Source organism: Mesorhizobium sp. WSM4815 (assembly GCF_055811575.1).
The window spans coordinates 73,339-88,632 of record NZ_JBVVQS010000090.1 but is presented as its reverse complement, the minus strand read 5'-3'; the positions used below and the strand labels follow the sequence as shown (position 1 = coordinate 88,632).

Sequence of the window (15,294 nt, the reverse complement as noted above, 5' to 3'; positions counted from 1 at the left end):
CGAGACCTTGTCTTTGGCGCAAGCTCGTCAGGAATCGGTAGCCGGGCGCGGGCGGTTGCTTTAAAAGCATCTGCTCCCACCGACTATGAGGCTGACCATGGTACTGAGAGCCGACGACCTGATCGACCGCCGCCGCTTGCGCCGCAAGCTGACATTCTGGCGCGTTGCAGCGCTTGTTGTCGCAGCAGCCGGGCTGATTGCCTTTTCGACCTGGATTTACGGCGATGACTTCACTGGCGCGGCGATCGACCATATCGCCAAGGTCAAGATCGAGGGCACCATCACCGAAGACGACGAGCTGATCAAGCAACTGGACGCCATCCGTCAATCCTCGAGGGTGAAAGCTGTAATCCTGTCGATCGATTCACCTGGCGGCACCACCGTCGGCGGCGAATCGATCTACGAGGCAGTGCGCAAGCTGGCCGCCGAGAAGCCGGTGGTGGCCCAGGTCGGCACGCTGGCCGCATCGGCGGGCTATATGATCGCTACCGCGACCGATCATATCGTCGCGCGCAAATCGTCGATTGTCGGCTCGATAGGCGTGCTGATCCAGTATCCGGACGTCAGCGGCCTTATGAACAAACTCGGCGTCAAGCTCGAGGAAGTGAAATCCTCGCCGTTGAAAGCTTCGCCATCGCCTTTCAAGCCGACCAATGACGACGAGCGCACCATGGTCCGCAAGCTCATCCTCGACAGCTACGACTGGTTCGTCGGCATCGTCGCCGAACGCCGCAAGATGACCAAACCGGAGGCGCTGGCGCTGGCCGACGGATCGATCTTCACCGGCCGGCAGGCCGTTGCCAACAAATTGGTCGACGCGGTCGGCGGCGAGACCGAAGCGATCGACTGGCTCGCAACCAAGGGCATCGACGCCAAGCTCAAGGTGGTGGAGTGGAAGGACGCGGAAAGCGGCGGCTTCCTGTTCTCGAAGGCGATGGCACGAACCATCGGCAGTGCGCTCGGCCTGCCCGACTATGGCGGCGACATCATTCACGAACTTGGTGCCGATCGCTTGTTTCTTGACGGTCTGGTTTCCGTCTGGCACCCTTGAGACGAGTGAAAAAAGCAAATAAAATCATCCTCATAATTTGACCGCAGTGTTTTCACGGGGAGCCTTCTCATGATCAAATCCGAACTTGTGCAGATCATCGCCACACGCAACCCGCACCTTTTCCTGCGTGACGTCGAAAACATTGTCGGCGCGATTTTCGACGAGATCACCGACGCGCTTGCCGAAGGCAACCGGGTCGAACTGCGCGGTTTCGGCGCTTTCTCGGTGAAAAACCGCCCCGCCCGCACCGGCCGCAATCCGCGTACCGGGGAATCCGTCGAGGTCGAGGAGAAATGGGTGCCGTTCTTCAAGACCGGCAAGGAATTGCGTGAAAGGCTGAACAGCGGCAAATAAGCGCCGCGCGGGCTCATGCGCCATGCCGGCCTTTTCAGTAGGGCCGGCCTTTGGTAGAGCCCGCCTTCGACAGGAAATTCTATGTTCAATCGTTTCATGCTCATCGTGGTCTTCGTGCCGCTGGCCGTCATTCTGATTGCGCTGGCGGTCGCCAACCGCGATCCGGTTGCCTTCACCCTGGACCCATTCAACCCCGGCAATCCGGCGCTGACGATGACGCTGCCGCTTTTCATCTTCCTGTTCCTGGCCCTCGCCATCGGCATGATCGTCGGTAGCCTGGCGACCTGGATCAAGCAGGGCCGCTATCGCAAGCTGGCGCGCCAGCGCGGCGTCGAGGCCGAGAACTTGCGCCAGGCGGTCAGCCGGGCACCGGCCGCGCAACAAGGCCCCTCCTTGCCGAAGCCGACGGGCTGAGCCGGAACCGCCGCGCGTCCTTTTTGGGCGCGCAAAGGACGCTGTACCATTTTTGATTGCGCATGATCTTTGCAGAAAATCGCTTCTGATTTCGCGGTCATGCGTCAGGCGTATTTCTCTCGACGGAGTTTCTTATGTTGAGCATTTCGGCGGCCGAGGTCGATCAGGCGCTGACCTTTCCCGGCCTGGTCGAAACGCTGCGCGCGGCTTTTCGCGATGGCGCGGTACAGCCGGTCAGGCACCACCATACGATCGAACGGCCCGACGGCGCGGCCTCGACCCTGCTCCTGATGCCGGCCTGGACCGACTTCAATGCCGCCGGCTCGTCGGCAGGCGGCCATATCGGCGTCAAGATCGTCACCGTGTCGCCCGACAACAACGCCGTGGGCAAACCCGCTGTGATGGGGCTTTACCTCCTGCTCGACGGTGCGACCGGCGAGCCTGAAGCCATGATCGACGGCCAGCGGCTGACGCAGTGGCGCACGGCCTGCGCCTCGGCGCTGGCAGCCTCCTATCTGGCCCGCGAGGACGCTTCGCGGTTGCTGGTGGTCGGCGCCGGCGCGCTGTCGCCGTTCCTCGCCAGGGCGCATTGCGCGGTGCGGCCGATCACCGCCATCCGCATCTGGAACCGCACGCCGGCCAATGCCGAAAAGGTTGCGGCGGAGTTGCGCGCCGAGGGCTTTGCGGCAACCGCCGCGAGCGATCTCGACGCCGAACTCGGCCAGGCCGACATCGTTTCGTCGGCGACGATCACGACCACGCCGCTGATCAAGGGCGCGCTGTTGAAGCCGGGGACCCATGTCGATCTGGTCGGCGGCTTCACGCCGGCCATGCGCGAAAGCGACGACGATGCGATTGCGCGCGCCCGCGTCTACGTCGACACCCGGGCCGGCGCCACCAAGGAAGCGGGCGACATCGTCCAGCCGCTGGCCTCGGGCGTGCTGGAGGCGCAAGCCATCGTCGCCGACCTTCATGAATTGGCACGCGACCAGAAGAAGGGTCGGCAGAGCCCCGGTGAGATCACGCTGTTCAAATCGGTCGGCGCAGCCCTCGAAGACCTCGCCGCCGGCATTGCGGTGTACAAGGCGATGGGGAAGTTAGGGGAGTAGGGCGGTAGGGCAGTAGGGCAGTAGGGCAGTAGGGCAGTAGGGCAGTAGGGCGGTAGGGCAGTAGGGCAGTAGGGCAGTAGGGCAGTAGGGCAGTAGGGCAGTAGGGCAGTAGGGCAGTAGGGCAGTAGGGAGCCGTACCAATCGAGCGGGTTCGTGCAAGACATACTTTCCCTGTTCACTTACTGCCTTATCCCCTACTACCCTACTGCCTTATTTCTTACTCCCTTCCGACGGGGAACGTCTCCGGCGTCACCCCGTTGTTCGGGCGTTATGGAGATACGCGGGTTCCTGTTGTTCTGGTCCATCTTGGCCGCCGTTGTCGCGGCGCTCAGCCTTGGACCATCCTTCGCCCATGTCCTGGAATCAGCTCCTCGACTGACGAAATGGTCGCCTTCTCTCTGGCGCGAGACGACTGTCCTCAACGCCCAGTTCCAGCTGTTTGCCGTCATTGGCGCGCCACTGGACCTGGCCGCGATCGGCTGTCCGGGACTGCTCGCTTGGATGCTGCGCAATGACCGACCGGCGTTCTGGTATGCGTTGGCCGCTGCCGTGATCTATGCGGTGTCTCTTGCGATGTGGTTTGCTCTCGTCAAGCCGGCGAACGATATTCTGGCCACTTGGGTGCCTGGCCCGATTCCGGAGAATTTCGAAGCGATCCGGCTGCGCTGGGAAACAGGCCATATGATCGTCGCCGGCTTCAAGGCCGTCGGTTTCGTATCGCTGGTTGCTGCCCTGCTCTTCATCAAGCGCGGCTGACCGGTTCGGAAATGTCCGGCGACTGCGTTTGTTGCGCCGGTGAATGTGCTGTGGCAGAAGCGGGCCACGTCGCCCAGGAGATGCTCTTCTTGAAACCTTTTCGCGACAAACGCCGCGACAGCCGCTCGCATCAGCTCGCAAAGGGCGGGGCGGAACCGCGCGCAACCGGCGCATCGGGCAACCGCACCGAGCCGATAGCCGCGCCGCGCGTCCTTTCCCGCCGCGACGGCGCCCTGCCCGCCGAACACCTGCCGCTGATCCTCGAAGTCGCGCCCAACGCCGACTACGCGTTGCTCGACAGCGGTGCCGGACAGAAGCTCGAGCAGTACGGCCCCTATCGCATCGTTCGGCCTGAAGGCCAGGCGATCTGGCAAAAAGCGTTGCCGGCCAAAGACTGGGACCGCGCCGACGCCATTTTCACCGGCGACACCGACGAGGAAGGCATCGGCCGCTGGCGTTTCCCCAGGACGCCGCTCGGCGAAACCTGGCCAATGAAGCATGACGGCATCGATTATCTCGGCCGCTTCACCTCGTTCCGCCATGTCGGCGTGTTCCCCGAGCAGGCCTCGCACTGGGATCACATGGCCGGGCTGATCGCGGCGGCGAAGCGGCCGGTCAAAGTGCTGAATCTGTTCGGCTATACCGGCCTTGCCTCGCTGGTGGCGGCGCGCGCCGGCGCCGAGGTCACCCATGTCGATGCTTCCAAGAAGGCGATCGGCTGGGCCAGGGAGAACCAGGAGATGGCGGGCCTGTCGCAAAAGCCGATCCGTTGGATCGTCGACGACGCCCTAAAATTCGCTGAGCGCGAGGAGCGCCGTGGCAGCCGTTACGACATCGTCCTGTTCGATCCGCCCGCCTATGGCCGTGGCCCCAGGGGCGAGGTCTGGCAATTGTTCGAGGATCTGCCTGCTCTGACCGACCTCTGCCGCTCGGTCCTGACGCCGAAGCCGCTCGCTGTCGTGCTGACCGCCTATTCGATCCGCGCTTCCTTCTTCGCCATCCACGCCTTGATGCGCGACACTTTTGCCGGCATGGGCGGCACGGTCGAATCCGGCGAACTGATTATCCGCGAGAAATCCGCCGGCCGGGCGCTGTCCACCTCGCTGTTTTCGCGCTGGGTGGCCTGAATGAGCGAGCGGCACGCCGGCGCGCCAGGGCAGGTGAAGGAAGTCACCAGCCTTGCCAATCCGTTGATCAAGGACATCAAGGCGCTCTCGCTGAAGAAATACCGCGACCAGCAGAACGCATTCATGGCCGAGGGGCTGAAGCTGGTCATCGACGCGCTCGACCTCGGCTGGTCGATCCGGACGCTGGTCTTCGCCAAAGCCGGACGCGGCAACGCGGCGGTCGAAAAGGTCGCGGCACGCACGGTTGCCGCCGGCGGCACCGTGCTCGAAGTTTCGGAAAAAGTGCTCGTCGCCATCACCCGCCGCGACAACCCGCAAATGGTGGTCGGCGTCTTTTCGCAAAAGTTCCTGCCGCTGAAGGACATCCGCGCTCAAGACGGCGATGTCTGGGTGGCGCTCGACCGCGTGCGCGATCCCGGCAATCTCGGTACCGTCATCCGCACCGTCGATGCCGTTGGCGCCAAGGGCATCATCCTGGTCGGCGAGACCACCGATCCTTTTTCCGTCGAGACCGTGCGCGCCACGATGGGCTCGATCTTCGCCGTGCCGGTCGCCAAGGCGACGCCGGAAGCCTTCCTTGCGTGGCGAAAAAGCTTTCCTGGCCTGGTTGCCGGCACACATCTGAAGGGTGCGGTCGATTACCGTTCGGTCGACTTTTCCAAAGGCCCGGTGCTGCTGATGATGGGCAACGAACAGCAGGGCCTGCCCGAAAGCCTGGCCGAAAGCTGCGACAGATTGCTGCGGATTCCACAGTCCGGTCGGGCCGATTCGCTCAATCTCGCGGTGGCCACCGGCATCATGCTGTTCGAGATCCGGCGCGGCGCGCTGAAACTTGCCCCGGAGGGCGCCTGACCGTGACATCCCGAACGGTGAAATCCCCAACGGCAAAATCCTGGTTGCCCTACGTCGTGCTGGTCGCCGCCGCGGTGACGCTCGACCAGTGGGTGAAATATCTGGTCGAGACCGGCCTCCCTTTTCAGGAAAAGGTCGATCTTGTCCCGTTCCTGGCATTGTATCGCACCTACAACACCGGCATCGCCTTCTCGATGTTTTCGTCCTTCGGTGACACCGGCCTGGTGGTCATCGCCGCTTTCGTCGTCGCTTTCGTGCTCTATCTCGCGGCCCGCACTCCGCCCGGCCACGTGCTTACCCGCATCGGCTTTGCGCTGATCGTCGGCGGCGCGCTCGGCAATCTGTTCGACCGCGTTACCTATGGTCACGTGATCGACTACATCCTGTTTCACACCCCGGTATGGTCCTTCGCCATCTTCAACCTCGCCGACGCCTTCATCGCAGTCGGCGCGGTGGTGGTCGTCCTCGACGAACTCATTGGTTGGCGGCGTGAGGCCAAGCCCTCAAGCGATTGACCTGGCCTTCTGCCGCCATACAGTGTCCCATTCAAGAAGCCCGAGGAGAAGACATGCCCGAAACCTTCAAAGCCATCCTCGTTTCGCGCGACGCCGAGAAGAAGCAGTCGGTCGCGATCACCGACCTTACCGAAGCCGACCTAATGGAAGGCGATGTCACCGTCGCCGTCGAGGCGACGACGGTGAACTACAAGGACGGCCTCGCCATATCCGGCAAGGCGCCGGTGATCCGCCGCTGGCCGCTGGTGCCGGGCATTGATTTCGCCGGCACCGTCATCTCGTCCTCCCATGCCGACTGGCGCACAGGGGACAAGGTCATATTGAACGGCTGGGGCGTCGGCGAGACGCATTTTGGCGCCTATGCCGAGCGCGCCCGTGTCAAGGGCGACTGGCTGGTGCCGCTGCCCCAGGGCATGAGCCCGCATGATGCGATGGCGGTCGGCACGGCAGGTTACACCGCCATGCTTTGCGTTATCGCGCTGGAACGGCACGGCATCGTGCCGGAACGCGGCCCCGTCGTGGTGACGGGCGCGGCCGGCGGCGTCGGCTCGGTCGCGGTTTCGATTCTGTCCAGCCTCGGCTATCACGTCGTCGCCTCGACCGGCCGCAGCGCTGAAAGTTCCTACCTGACCGGCCTGGGTGCTTCGGAGGTGATTTCGCGCGACGAGCTTGCCCAGCCGGCAAAGCCGCTCGCCAAGGAACGCTGGGCCGGCGGCGTCGACGCGGTCGGCAGTCACACCCTGGCCAACGTCCTTTCGATGACCTCCTATGGCGGCGCCGTCGCCGCCTGCGGCCTGGCCGGCGGCATGGATCTGCCGACGAGCGTCGCCCCGTTCATCCTGCGCGGCGTTTGTCTGCTCGGCATCGATTCGGTCATGGCGCCAAAAACGGTCCGCATGGAGGCGTGGCGCCGCATCGGCACGGACCTCGACCTCCAGAAGCTCGCCAAACTGTCCACGACCATTGGCTTCGATGGCATCATCGACGCCGCGCACGATATCGTCGAGGGCAAGGTCCGCGGTCGCGTGGTGGTGGACATGTGAGCTCTTCCTTCTCCGGTTTTTTATGCTTGTCGAGCAAAAGCATGACCCAGGGTGTGCAGCGGTGAAGCGCCTCGCATGAGGCCGGCCAAACGCGACGCGCTTCAGGCGCGGAGAGGCAAAAACCGCGCGACCGCTAAAATTCGAACGATCCGCGGCAATTTTCCATAATCTCTGTCTGGCAAGGGTTTCCGCATGGTCACGGAATCCGGCATCAGAGAAACAGAGAGCGCCGAAAACGTCGATGGGATCGGCCCGGAGGCGCCAAGCCGGCAGCATATCGCGGCGCCGCCACTGGCGCCTGAATTGCCCGCCGCCAATCGCGAAGGCCTGCCGTTCCTGATGCTCGTCGCCATCGTCGTGCTGGCGGGCCTGTCGCATCTGACCGGCGCGCCGATCTTCATCACCGTCGGGCTTTTGGCGACTGGCATGGCAGGCCTTTCCGTGCATCTGCGTGCCAGGCGCACGGCGCGCCGCACGGTTGCGCTGCTTGGCGCGACCGCAGCGCGCAGCCGCGCCGAGGTTGAGAGCCTGGCCGACCGCGTGTGGGAGATGCAGGAGAGCGAGGAACGCTTTCGCGGGCTGATCGACGCGCTTGGCGATCTCGTCGTCCATCGCGACCGTGACGCCCACATCGTCTATGCCAACAAGGTTTTCGCCGAGCTTGTCGGAGCCGACCAGCGCGACCTTGCCGGCAAGGCCCTGGCCGACCTCGGCATCGACGTCGGCATCGTTCCCGATGCCGCTTTTTCCGACCATGAATGCCTGAGCTCCACCGACGTCGCCATTAGAACACCGAGCGGCCCGCGCTGGTTCTCATGGATCGAACTGTCCGTGCGCGACAAGGAGAGCGGCGCTGTCTCGCATCGCGCCATCGCCCGCGACATTACCGCCCGCAAGCACGCCGAAACGTCGCTGATCACCGCCCGCGAGCGAGCCGAATATGCAAGCCAGGCCAAATCGCGCTTCCTCGCCACCGTCAGCCACGAGATCCGCACGCCGATGAACGGCATCATGGGCATGGCCAAGCTGCTGGCGGACACCGGGCTCTCGCCTCAACAACGGACCTATGTCGGCGCCATCTCGACCTCGGCCAGCGCGCTGCTGGCGCTGATCGAGGACCTGCTCGACTATTCCAAGATCGAGGCCGGCCGCTTCGATCCCGAACCGCAGCCAATGTCGGTGCGCGAGATCGCCGACAACATCGTAGAACTCCTGGCGGCGCGTGCCTTCGCCAAGAACATCGGCCTTGGCTGCCATGTCGAACCCGACGTGCCGCAGATGATATCAGCCGATCCTGGAAGGGTCAGGCAGGTGCTGCTCAACCTCATCGGCAACGCCATCAAATTCACCGACAGCGGCGGCGTGTTGGTGAGCATCGCTCGTGCCCGCACCGAAACCACCGACCGCATATGCTTCACCGTCACCGACACCGGTCCCGGCCTGCACGAGGACGACCTGGAGCGCATCTTCGAGGAATTCGAACAGGCTGACGGCACGTCGACTCGCGCGCATGGCGGCGCCGGGCTCGGTCTTGCCATCTCCAGGCGCCTGGTGATCGCCATGGGCGGCACGATCTCGGTGTCGAGCCAGCTCGACCAGGGTTCGGAATTCGTCTTCGAAATCCCTGCAATATCGGCCACCGAGCCGCCGCAGAGCCGTCGGGATGCGCTGTCAGGGCGGCGCGCCGTGATCCTGTCGAAGAACGCCATCGAGGCCGACGCCATCGCCCGCACCATCCGCGCCAATGGCGGCAAGGTCGATCTGGCCACCACCGCCGCCCAGGCAGCGTCCTTCGCCGAAGGCTGCGACGCGCTTTTGGTCGATGCGGCCATGGAGGAAGGCGACGGCAGGTTGCTCAAGCGCCTTCGCCAGAGCGGCTTTGCCGATTGCGAGGCGATCACACTGATCGCGCCAACCGACCGCGGCATGCTGGGCGAGTTCCGCGCCAGCGGCTACGCCACCTTTCTGGCAAGGCCGGTGCGTGGCGAAACGTTGCTTCGCGTGCTTTTGACCAGCAGCGTGCCTGCCCTCACCCAGCCGCAGCCGGAAAAGCGCGGCGCACCAACCGCCCGCGCCATTGGCGGCCGGCGGCGGGGCCTGTCCGTGCTGATCGCCGAGGATAACGACATCAACGCCATGCTTGCCCGTGCCACGCTGCTAAAGGCCGGGCATCGCGTGAAACTGGTCGGCAACGGCAAGGCCGCCGTCGAGGCCATCACCGGCACCGACCACAAGTACCGCTTCGACGTGGTGCTGATGGACCTGCACATGCCTGTCATGGACGGGCTGGACGCGATCGCCGCCATCCGCCGGCACGAGGAGGAAACCGCCGTGTCGCCGGTTCCGATCATGGTGCTGTCGGCGGACAGTCAGGAAACGACCCGCCACGCAGTGCTCGCCCATGGCGCCAGCGGCTTCGTCACCAAGCCGCTCGACCCCGACGCGCTTGTCCATGCGGTCGAGGGTCACGTGGCCGCTTGATCCGCCGGCTGTCCTTGCCTGGCTTACCTGCAGAACATAGCCGGTTGAAGGGTTGACCAGCCGACGAAGTATTGCCGGCAGGGCCGTATCACGGTACTGTCACAATCCTGTTGCACCTACGCCGTATCCCCGTGCCAAGAGGGATGGCTCGAAGGAGAATCACTCGTGCATACAGTTATGCCGGAATGTGACGCTCGGCCGAACGCCAGGGGTGCTTTGCTCACCGGGCGCAACGTCGATGCTGTCATAAAAGGCGAAGCGCTTGGCCGTATCGGCAACCTCGAAGTGCGGCTCGCACGCAACGAGGCCGAGATCGCCGCCGCGCAGGAAGTGCGCTACCGGGTGTTCTATGACGAGCTCGGCGCCAGGAAAACCCTGTTTCAGGTGCAGGACCGCCGCGACGCCGACCATTTTGATCCGCTCTGTGATCATCTGCTCGTCTTCGACACCTCGCTGTCCGGTCCCGAGCATCGCCGCATTGTCGGCACCTACCGCCTGTTGCGGCAGGAGATCGCGGCAGCGGCCGGCGGCTTCTATTCCGAGGGCGAGTTTGAGCTGACCAATCTTATCGCCCGCCATCCCGGCCAGCGTTTCCTCGAGCTCGGCCGCTCTTGCGTCTTGCCGGAATACCGCTCGAAGCGCACCATCGAGGCGCTCTGGCAAGGTATCTGGGCCTATATCAACCATTATGGGATCGGCGTGATGACCGGTTGCGCCTCGTTCCCCGGCACCGTGCCGGCGGCACACGCCGAAGCGCTGACCTATCTCGCCCATCACTGCCGGACGAATTCGGCCTGGGACGTGCGCGCCGTCGCCGGCCGCTACTGTTCCATGGATTTGATGCCGATCGAGGCGGTCAACGCCAAGGCCGCGATCGCGGCGATGCCACCGCTGGTCAAGGGCTATCTGCGCGTCGGCGCGCGCATCGGCGACGGCTGCGTCATCGACCGCGAATTCTCGACGGTCGACGTGTTCGTGGTGATGCCGGTCAAGGAGATCGGCGCCCGCTACGTCAGCTATTATGGCGGGGAAGCCCAGCGCTTCGCCGCCTGAGATTCCAATGAATAGCGAATAGGGAGTAGCGAGTAGCGGGAGTTCCGCCAATTCGCTGCGGATCGTTGTCCCTATTCGCTACTCGCCCTCATTTCACGGAATATCTTCCGGCCGCCGGCCGGGCCGGCTCTTGTAGGACGGAAAGGCCCAGCCGAACTTAAGCGCGCCGCCACGCACGCAGAAAGCGGCTATGAAGCCCACCAGGCCCGAGGCGAGCGGCGGCAGTCCGGCGAGATCGCCTGTTGTAAACAGGATGGCGCCCGCAAGGGCGGCGGTGACATAGATTTCTGGTCTCAAGAGCACCGAAGCCTCACCGGCCAGCAGGTCGCGCAAGATCCCGCCGAACGTGGCGGTGAGCACGCCGGTAACAACGGACACGACCGGCGAGCCGGTGATGGCCAGGCCCTTGGCGGCACCCATCACCGAAAACGCGGCGAGGCCGACGGCGTCGAGCCAGAGCAGTAATTTCCAGCGGGATTCGAGACGGTGCGCCCCGAAAAAGACAAGCATCGCCACCACCGCGCAGATCAGCACATAGCCAGAGTTGGTAACCCAGAAGACCGGCAGATTGAGGATGACGTCACGAAACGTGCCACCGCCGATGCCGGTGACGCTGGCCAGGAACAGAAAGCCGATGATGTCGAGCTGCTTGCGCGAAGCGGCCAGCGCACCGGTCGCCGCGAAGACGGCGACACCGGCATAGTCGAGAAGCTCGATCGGGTTCAAGGGCATAGCGGAGTAGGAGAGCGGGTGAATAGGGATGTATGAATAGCACGAAGCCGTACGATTGGTACGGCTCCTTTACCCTACTGCCCCTACTGCCCTATTCCCCTAACTTACGCATCCTTCTCAGCTTGCTCGTTCACCGGCCCTGGCTCGACCGAGGCTTCACCAGCCACATGCTTGGGACCGCCCTTGGCAACGCCGACCATGGCCGGCCGCAGCACCCGCTCGCCGATCGAATAGCCGGGCTGCACGACCTGGACCACCGTGTTGGCCGGCACCTCCGGATTGGGCACCTCGAACATCGCCTGGTGGAAATTCGGGTCGAATTTCTCGCCTTCCGGCTCGAGCTTCTTCACTCCGTGCCGCTCGAGCGCCGATAGCATGGCGCGCTCGGTGAGCTCGACGCCCTCGATCAGTGATTTCAAACCGGCATCACCTGACGCCTTGGACTCAGCCGGGATCGCATCCAGTGCGCGGCGCAGATTGTCCGATACCGACAGCATGTCACGGGCGAAATTGGCAACCGCATAGGCGCGTGCATCGTGCACGTCACGGGCGGTACGGCGGCGCAGATTCTCCATCTCGGCTGCGACGCGGAGCGCGCGGTCCTTCAACTCGTCGTTTTCCTTCAGCAGCCGCACAAGCGCTTCATAGTCGCCGTCGGCGCTGCCTTGCGTGTGTTCGGTGGCAGCCCCGGCCGTCTCGGCTTCATCGGGCGCGCGTTCGTCTTTTGCCTGGTCGCTCATCGCCGTTTCCCGTCATTCAAATGATGTGGATTTTGTGCCCGATATCGAGGTTTGGCGGCCAAAAATCAAGGGGCAAGCGATACTGGACAGGCCGCTCGCGCTTTTGACGACGCATCATGGAGACCTTTCGATATTAATTCAAATTTTACTGTAACCACCGGCTTTGCTTGCCAAGATGCTGCGATAGGGGAACCATTCGTCTGGTGGAAGAGTTTCGAAACCGACACAGGATTTTGAGATGGCGACCCGCAACGACGGCGACCGTAAGAATGGCGCCCCTAACGATGACGAAAGACGTGAAAGGCTGGCGGCCGGCATCAGGCGCCAGTTCGGCACCGAGGCAACGATGCACTTTCTGCGCGCGTTGCCGGCGTTCCGGACGGAGAACGACATTCCCGATCGTTTCAGGGAATTGCTTGACCGCCTGGACGGCATCGAAAGCAGCGTAGCCGCCGGTGGCAACCGGCGATAGACAACACACACGCCTGTCGCTGCGCGCCATTGGCATGCCTTTTGCCGCAGCTTGCGCGTCGCGCGACAATTACCCGCAGTAACTTTGCGTGATGCCTGGCTTGCGGCGACGAAATGGTCCGTCTATGCTTCCTGATGAACATGATTTCCCCCGAAGCTGTAGCGAACAGCAAGCGTGCCTGGTTGAAGATCCTGGCGCGCTACAAGAAACCCGACAGGCGGCGCAGCGCCGTCGAACTTGCCATCACCCTCATCCCCTTTGCCACGCTGTGGGCACTGTCCTCGGCTGCCTATGCCTATGGCCATTGGTGGGGTCTGATCCTCATCCTTCCGGCCGCCGGCTTTCTGGTGCGGATCTTCATGATCCAGCACGATTGCGGCCACGGCTCGTTCTTCGCCAATCGCACCGCCGACGACTGGATCGGCCGCGGGCTGGGCATCCTGACCTTGACGCCTTACGATTGCTGGCGGCGTGCCCACGCAACCCATCACGCCAGCGCCGGCAATCTCGATGAGCGCGGCACGGGCGACATCAGGACGCTGACTGTCGCGGAATATCGGCAAATGTCCTGGCGGGGCCGCCTTGCCTATCGCCTCTACCGCCATCCGCTCGTCATGTTCGGCCTCGGCCCCATTTGGCTTTTCATCTTTGAACAGAGACTGCCAGTCGGCATGATGCGAGGCGGCCTCACGCCCTGGGTGTCGTCGATGGCCACCAACGCGGCCATCGCGGTCGCCGCCGCCGCCCTTGTCTGGTTCGTCGGTCTCGAAGCGTTCCTGGTCGTCCATTTGCCCATCGTCGTTCTCGCCGGTTCTGCCGGCATCTGGCTGTTCTATGTCCAGCACCAGTTCGAAGAGACAGAGTGGGCAAAGGACTCCGAATGGGAGTTCCAGCATGCGGCCCTGCACGGCTCGTCCTATTATGACCTGCCGCCGGTACTGAACTGGTTCACCGGCAATATCGGCGTCCATCACGTGCACCACCTCTCCGCCAAGGTGCCGTGCTATCGGCTCCAGGAGGTCCTGAGGGACTATCCGGAACTGCGCGAAATTGGCCGCGTCACGCTTCTCGACAGCCTGCGCTGCGTCAAGCTGGCGCTGTGGGATGAGAGCCGCAGCAAGCTGGTATCGTTTCGCGAAGCGCGGATGACTGCATAAAGCACATCCCAAAAACGAACGCGCGGCGCTGTAAAGCCGCCGCACCACAGGTGCGGCGGCTTTTATAATGTGTGACTCAAGCCGCCTGGCGTTCGTCGCGCATCAGGATCTCGCCGTGGCGGATCTCGGTGCCAAGCACTTTCAGGCATTCGCGCATGAAGGCGGCCAGCCCCGGCCAGCCCTTGGCCGACACCAGATTGCCGTCGACATGGGCGCCGGTCGGCGCGACATCGATGTAGGTGCCGCCAGCGAGCGTGACTTCCGGCTCGCAATACTGCAGCGCCGCGACTTCCCTGCCACGCAGCACGCCGTCGACCGCCATCAGGATCTGGGCGCCGTGGCAAATGGTGAAGATCGGCTTGCCGGTCTCGTGGAAATGCCGCACCAGCGCCTGCACGCGCTTGTCGATGCGGATATATTCCGGCCCGCGCCCGCCTGCCGCATAGACGGCATCGTATTCAGCCGGATTGACCTCGGAAAACGTCTTGTTGAGGATGTAGTCGTGGCCGAGCTTTTCCGTATAGGTCTGGTGACCCTCGAAGTCGTGCAGCGACGTCTTCAGGATATCGCCTGCCTTCTTGTCGGGACACACGACATGCACGGTGTGGCCGACCGCATGCATGGCCTGTTCAAAGACGAAAATCTCGTATTCCTCGCTGAACTCGCCAACGAGCATCAATATCTTCTTACCAGCCATTCCCGGTTCCTCCCTTGGTGGCGAATTTATTTCGGATCGCGAGATAATAGGCCGTATCTTAAGGAGCGGATGCCGAAAATAAAAGATTGAATCGGCAAAGTGGTCCGACCAGATGCGACTTGCTCGGTGGGGAGATCAACCGGTGCGCACCCGCCGCCAGGAATATTTGGGGCCTTTGGCCTCCGGCTTCACGGTCGGCTGGTAGGACAGCGGCAGACCGCCGGTGCGGCCTTCCTCGAGCCGTTTCAGCAACACTGGATTTGATACTTCGAACTCGTCGAAGCCGAGGCGCAGCATATGCGGAAGCTGGTCGACCAGAACCTGTCCGGTGGCGCGGACCGCGCCCTCGAAACGGTAGCGGCTGCGCAGCAGTTCGCCCTTGGAGAAGGAGCGGCCGTCACTGAAAGCCGGGAAGGCCAGCGCCACCAGCGATATCTGGTCGAGCAGGTCCGCGATCTTTTCGAGCTGATCGCCGGGCTGAAGCAGCACGCCGAGGCGCTCCTTCGCCGACCGGCGCACCGCCGGATCGAGGTCGAGAAACACCTGCAGCGGCAGGATGAAGCGGCCATTGCCGGACAGTGCGTCGGCGCTCTCGGCATGGCTCCACTCGTCCTCGCTAAAACCTGTCGGGGTCCAGAGGCGGGTGGCGTTTTTCACTATCGATTCACTCATCGAGAAATTCCCAAGTCCCCAAAATTCTAAAGTTGAAAACGCTCGAGGGTGTGTTGAGATTCAGGACAG

Annotated in this window: 17 protein-coding genes; 13 read left to right on the top strand and 4 right to left on the bottom strand. The window is 63.3% G+C overall.

From position 1 onward, the window contains the following. The first annotated feature begins 97 nt into the window (after positions 1 to 97). The 11 genes from sppA (at position 98) to olsB (ending at position 10,755) form a co-directional block, all read left to right on the top strand. A complete protein-coding gene (gene sppA / locus AC0L2B_RS12885) occupies positions 98 to 1,051 on the top strand; it encodes a signal peptide peptidase SppA (RefSeq protein ID WP_473745597.1) in 954 nt (317 codons plus the stop codon). Positions 1,052 to 1,120: 69 nt separating this feature from the next. Further along, positions 1,121 to 1,405 (top strand): integration host factor subunit beta, encoded by a 285-nt coding sequence (locus AC0L2B_RS12880; RefSeq protein WP_023797441.1) that lies wholly within the window; start codon positions 1,121 to 1,123, stop codon positions 1,403 to 1,405. 81 nt (positions 1,406 to 1,486) lie between these two features. After that, positions 1,487 to 1,819, top strand: coding sequence for a LapA family protein (locus tag AC0L2B_RS12875; RefSeq protein WP_027153064.1), 333 nt, complete (start codon positions 1,487 to 1,489; stop codon positions 1,817 to 1,819). A gap of 134 nt (positions 1,820 to 1,953) precedes the next feature. Further along, a complete protein-coding gene (lhpI, locus tag AC0L2B_RS12870; RefSeq protein WP_473745596.1) occupies positions 1,954 to 2,928 on the top strand; it encodes a bifunctional Delta(1)-pyrroline-2-carboxylate/Delta(1)-piperideine-2-carboxylate reductase in 975 nt (324 codons plus the stop codon). 270 nt (positions 2,929 to 3,198) lie between these two features. Next, on the top strand, positions 3,199 to 3,684 hold the full coding sequence (locus tag AC0L2B_RS12865; protein WP_473745650.1) for a DUF1772 domain-containing protein: 486 nt from the start codon (positions 3,199 to 3,201) through the stop codon (positions 3,682 to 3,684). Between the two features lie 89 nt (positions 3,685 to 3,773). Further along, positions 3,774 to 4,811 (top strand): RsmD family RNA methyltransferase, encoded by a 1,038-nt coding sequence (locus AC0L2B_RS12860; protein WP_473510755.1) that lies wholly within the window; start codon positions 3,774 to 3,776, stop codon positions 4,809 to 4,811. Beyond that, positions 4,812 to 5,663: a TrmH family RNA methyltransferase gene (locus AC0L2B_RS12855; RefSeq protein ID WP_023797437.1), complete on the top strand. Its 852-nt coding sequence runs from the start codon at positions 4,812 to 4,814 to the stop codon at positions 5,661 to 5,663. It abuts the gene before it with no gap. A gap of 2 nt (positions 5,664 to 5,665) precedes the next feature. Continuing rightward, a complete protein-coding gene (lspA, locus tag AC0L2B_RS12850) occupies positions 5,666 to 6,178 on the top strand; it encodes a signal peptidase II (RefSeq protein WP_473745595.1) in 513 nt (170 codons plus the stop codon). Positions 6,179 to 6,231: 53 nt separating this feature from the next. After that, positions 6,232 to 7,221 (top strand): acrylyl-CoA reductase (NADPH), encoded by a 990-nt coding sequence (gene acuI / locus AC0L2B_RS12845; RefSeq protein ID WP_473745594.1) that lies wholly within the window; start codon positions 6,232 to 6,234, stop codon positions 7,219 to 7,221. 192 nt (positions 7,222 to 7,413) lie between these two features. Then, positions 7,414 to 9,702 (top strand): response regulator, encoded by a 2,289-nt coding sequence (locus AC0L2B_RS12840; protein WP_473745593.1) that lies wholly within the window; start codon positions 7,414 to 7,416, stop codon positions 9,700 to 9,702. 177 nt (positions 9,703 to 9,879) lie between these two features. Then, positions 9,880 to 10,755, top strand: a complete 876-nt coding sequence (gene olsB, locus AC0L2B_RS12835) for a l-ornithine N(alpha)-acyltransferase (protein ID WP_167366477.1) — start codon at positions 9,880 to 9,882, stop codon at positions 10,753 to 10,755. A 93-nt stretch (positions 10,756 to 10,848) separates the two neighbouring features. Here olsB and AC0L2B_RS12830 read toward each other — a convergent pair whose 3' ends face one another. Together AC0L2B_RS12830 and grpE are read right to left on the bottom strand one after the other, a co-directional pair. Then, positions 10,849 to 11,481: a trimeric intracellular cation channel family protein gene (locus AC0L2B_RS12830; protein WP_023797432.1), complete on the bottom strand. Its 633-nt coding sequence runs from the start codon at positions 11,479 to 11,481 to the stop codon at positions 10,849 to 10,851. 110 nt (positions 11,482 to 11,591) lie between these two features. Further along, positions 11,592 to 12,227: a nucleotide exchange factor GrpE gene (grpE, locus tag AC0L2B_RS12825; RefSeq protein WP_473745591.1), complete on the bottom strand. Its 636-nt coding sequence runs from the start codon at positions 12,225 to 12,227 to the stop codon at positions 11,592 to 11,594. A 238-nt stretch (positions 12,228 to 12,465) separates the two neighbouring features. On the opposite strand from grpE, the gene AC0L2B_RS12820 reads away from it, so the two are divergent. Together AC0L2B_RS12820 and AC0L2B_RS12815 are read left to right on the top strand one after the other, a co-directional pair. Continuing rightward, positions 12,466 to 12,699 carry a hypothetical protein gene (locus AC0L2B_RS12820; protein ID WP_023797430.1) on the top strand — a complete coding sequence of 78 codons (234 nt, stop codon included), beginning with the start codon at positions 12,466 to 12,468 and terminating at the stop codon, positions 12,697 to 12,699. A 134-nt stretch (positions 12,700 to 12,833) separates the two neighbouring features. Beyond that, positions 12,834 to 13,856 carry a fatty acid desaturase gene (locus AC0L2B_RS12815; RefSeq protein WP_128171074.1) on the top strand — a complete coding sequence of 341 codons (1,023 nt, stop codon included), beginning with the start codon at positions 12,834 to 12,836 and terminating at the stop codon, positions 13,854 to 13,856. A 76-nt stretch (positions 13,857 to 13,932) separates the two neighbouring features. On the opposite strand, the gene AC0L2B_RS12810 is transcribed toward AC0L2B_RS12815, so the two are convergent. After that, entirely contained in the window at positions 13,933 to 14,553 is a 621-nt protein-coding gene (locus AC0L2B_RS12810) for a DJ-1/PfpI family protein (RefSeq protein WP_027153074.1), read from the bottom strand. 135 nt (positions 14,554 to 14,688) lie between these two features. Continuing rightward, positions 14,689 to 15,225: a DUF934 domain-containing protein gene (locus AC0L2B_RS12805; RefSeq protein ID WP_023797427.1), complete on the bottom strand. Its 537-nt coding sequence runs from the start codon at positions 15,223 to 15,225 to the stop codon at positions 14,689 to 14,691. Positions 15,226 to 15,294 lie beyond the last annotated feature (69 nt).

Excerpts from the sequence above, each read along its gene's own strand:
- AC0L2B_RS12805 (WP_023797427.1), bottom strand. The coding sequence starts at position 15,225 with ATGAGTGAATCGATAGTGAAAAACGCCACCCGCCTCTGGACCCCGACA.
- acuI (WP_473745594.1), top strand. The coding sequence starts at position 6,232 with ATGCCCGAAACCTTCAAAGCCATCCTCGTTTCGCGCGACGCCGAGAAG.
- AC0L2B_RS12865 (WP_473745650.1), top strand. The coding sequence starts at position 3,199 with ATGGAGATACGCGGGTTCCTGTTGTTCTGGTCCATCTTGGCCGCCGTT.
- AC0L2B_RS12840 (WP_473745593.1), top strand. The coding sequence starts at position 7,414 with ATGGTCACGGAATCCGGCATCAGAGAAACAGAGAGCGCCGAAAACGTC.
- AC0L2B_RS12815 (WP_128171074.1), top strand. The coding sequence starts at position 12,834 with ATGAACATGATTTCCCCCGAAGCTGTAGCGAACAGCAAGCGTGCCTGG.
- AC0L2B_RS12820 (WP_023797430.1), top strand. The coding sequence starts at position 12,466 with ATGGCGACCCGCAACGACGGCGACCGTAAGAATGGCGCCCCTAACGAT.
- lhpI (WP_473745596.1), top strand. The coding sequence starts at position 1,954 with ATGTTGAGCATTTCGGCGGCCGAGGTCGATCAGGCGCTGACCTTTCCC.
- AC0L2B_RS12880 (WP_023797441.1), top strand. The coding sequence starts at position 1,121 with ATGATCAAATCCGAACTTGTGCAGATCATCGCCACACGCAACCCGCAC.
- AC0L2B_RS12875 (WP_027153064.1), top strand. The coding sequence starts at position 1,487 with ATGTTCAATCGTTTCATGCTCATCGTGGTCTTCGTGCCGCTGGCCGTC.
- AC0L2B_RS12810 (WP_027153074.1), bottom strand. The coding sequence starts at position 14,553 with ATGGCTGGTAAGAAGATATTGATGCTCGTTGGCGAGTTCAGCGAGGAA.
- grpE (WP_473745591.1), bottom strand. The coding sequence starts at position 12,227 with ATGAGCGACCAGGCAAAAGACGAACGCGCGCCCGATGAAGCCGAGACG.
- sppA (WP_473745597.1), top strand. The coding sequence starts at position 98 with ATGGTACTGAGAGCCGACGACCTGATCGACCGCCGCCGCTTGCGCCGC.
- olsB (WP_167366477.1), top strand. The coding sequence starts at position 9,880 with ATGCCGGAATGTGACGCTCGGCCGAACGCCAGGGGTGCTTTGCTCACC.
- AC0L2B_RS12855 (WP_023797437.1), top strand. The coding sequence starts at position 4,812 with ATGAGCGAGCGGCACGCCGGCGCGCCAGGGCAGGTGAAGGAAGTCACC.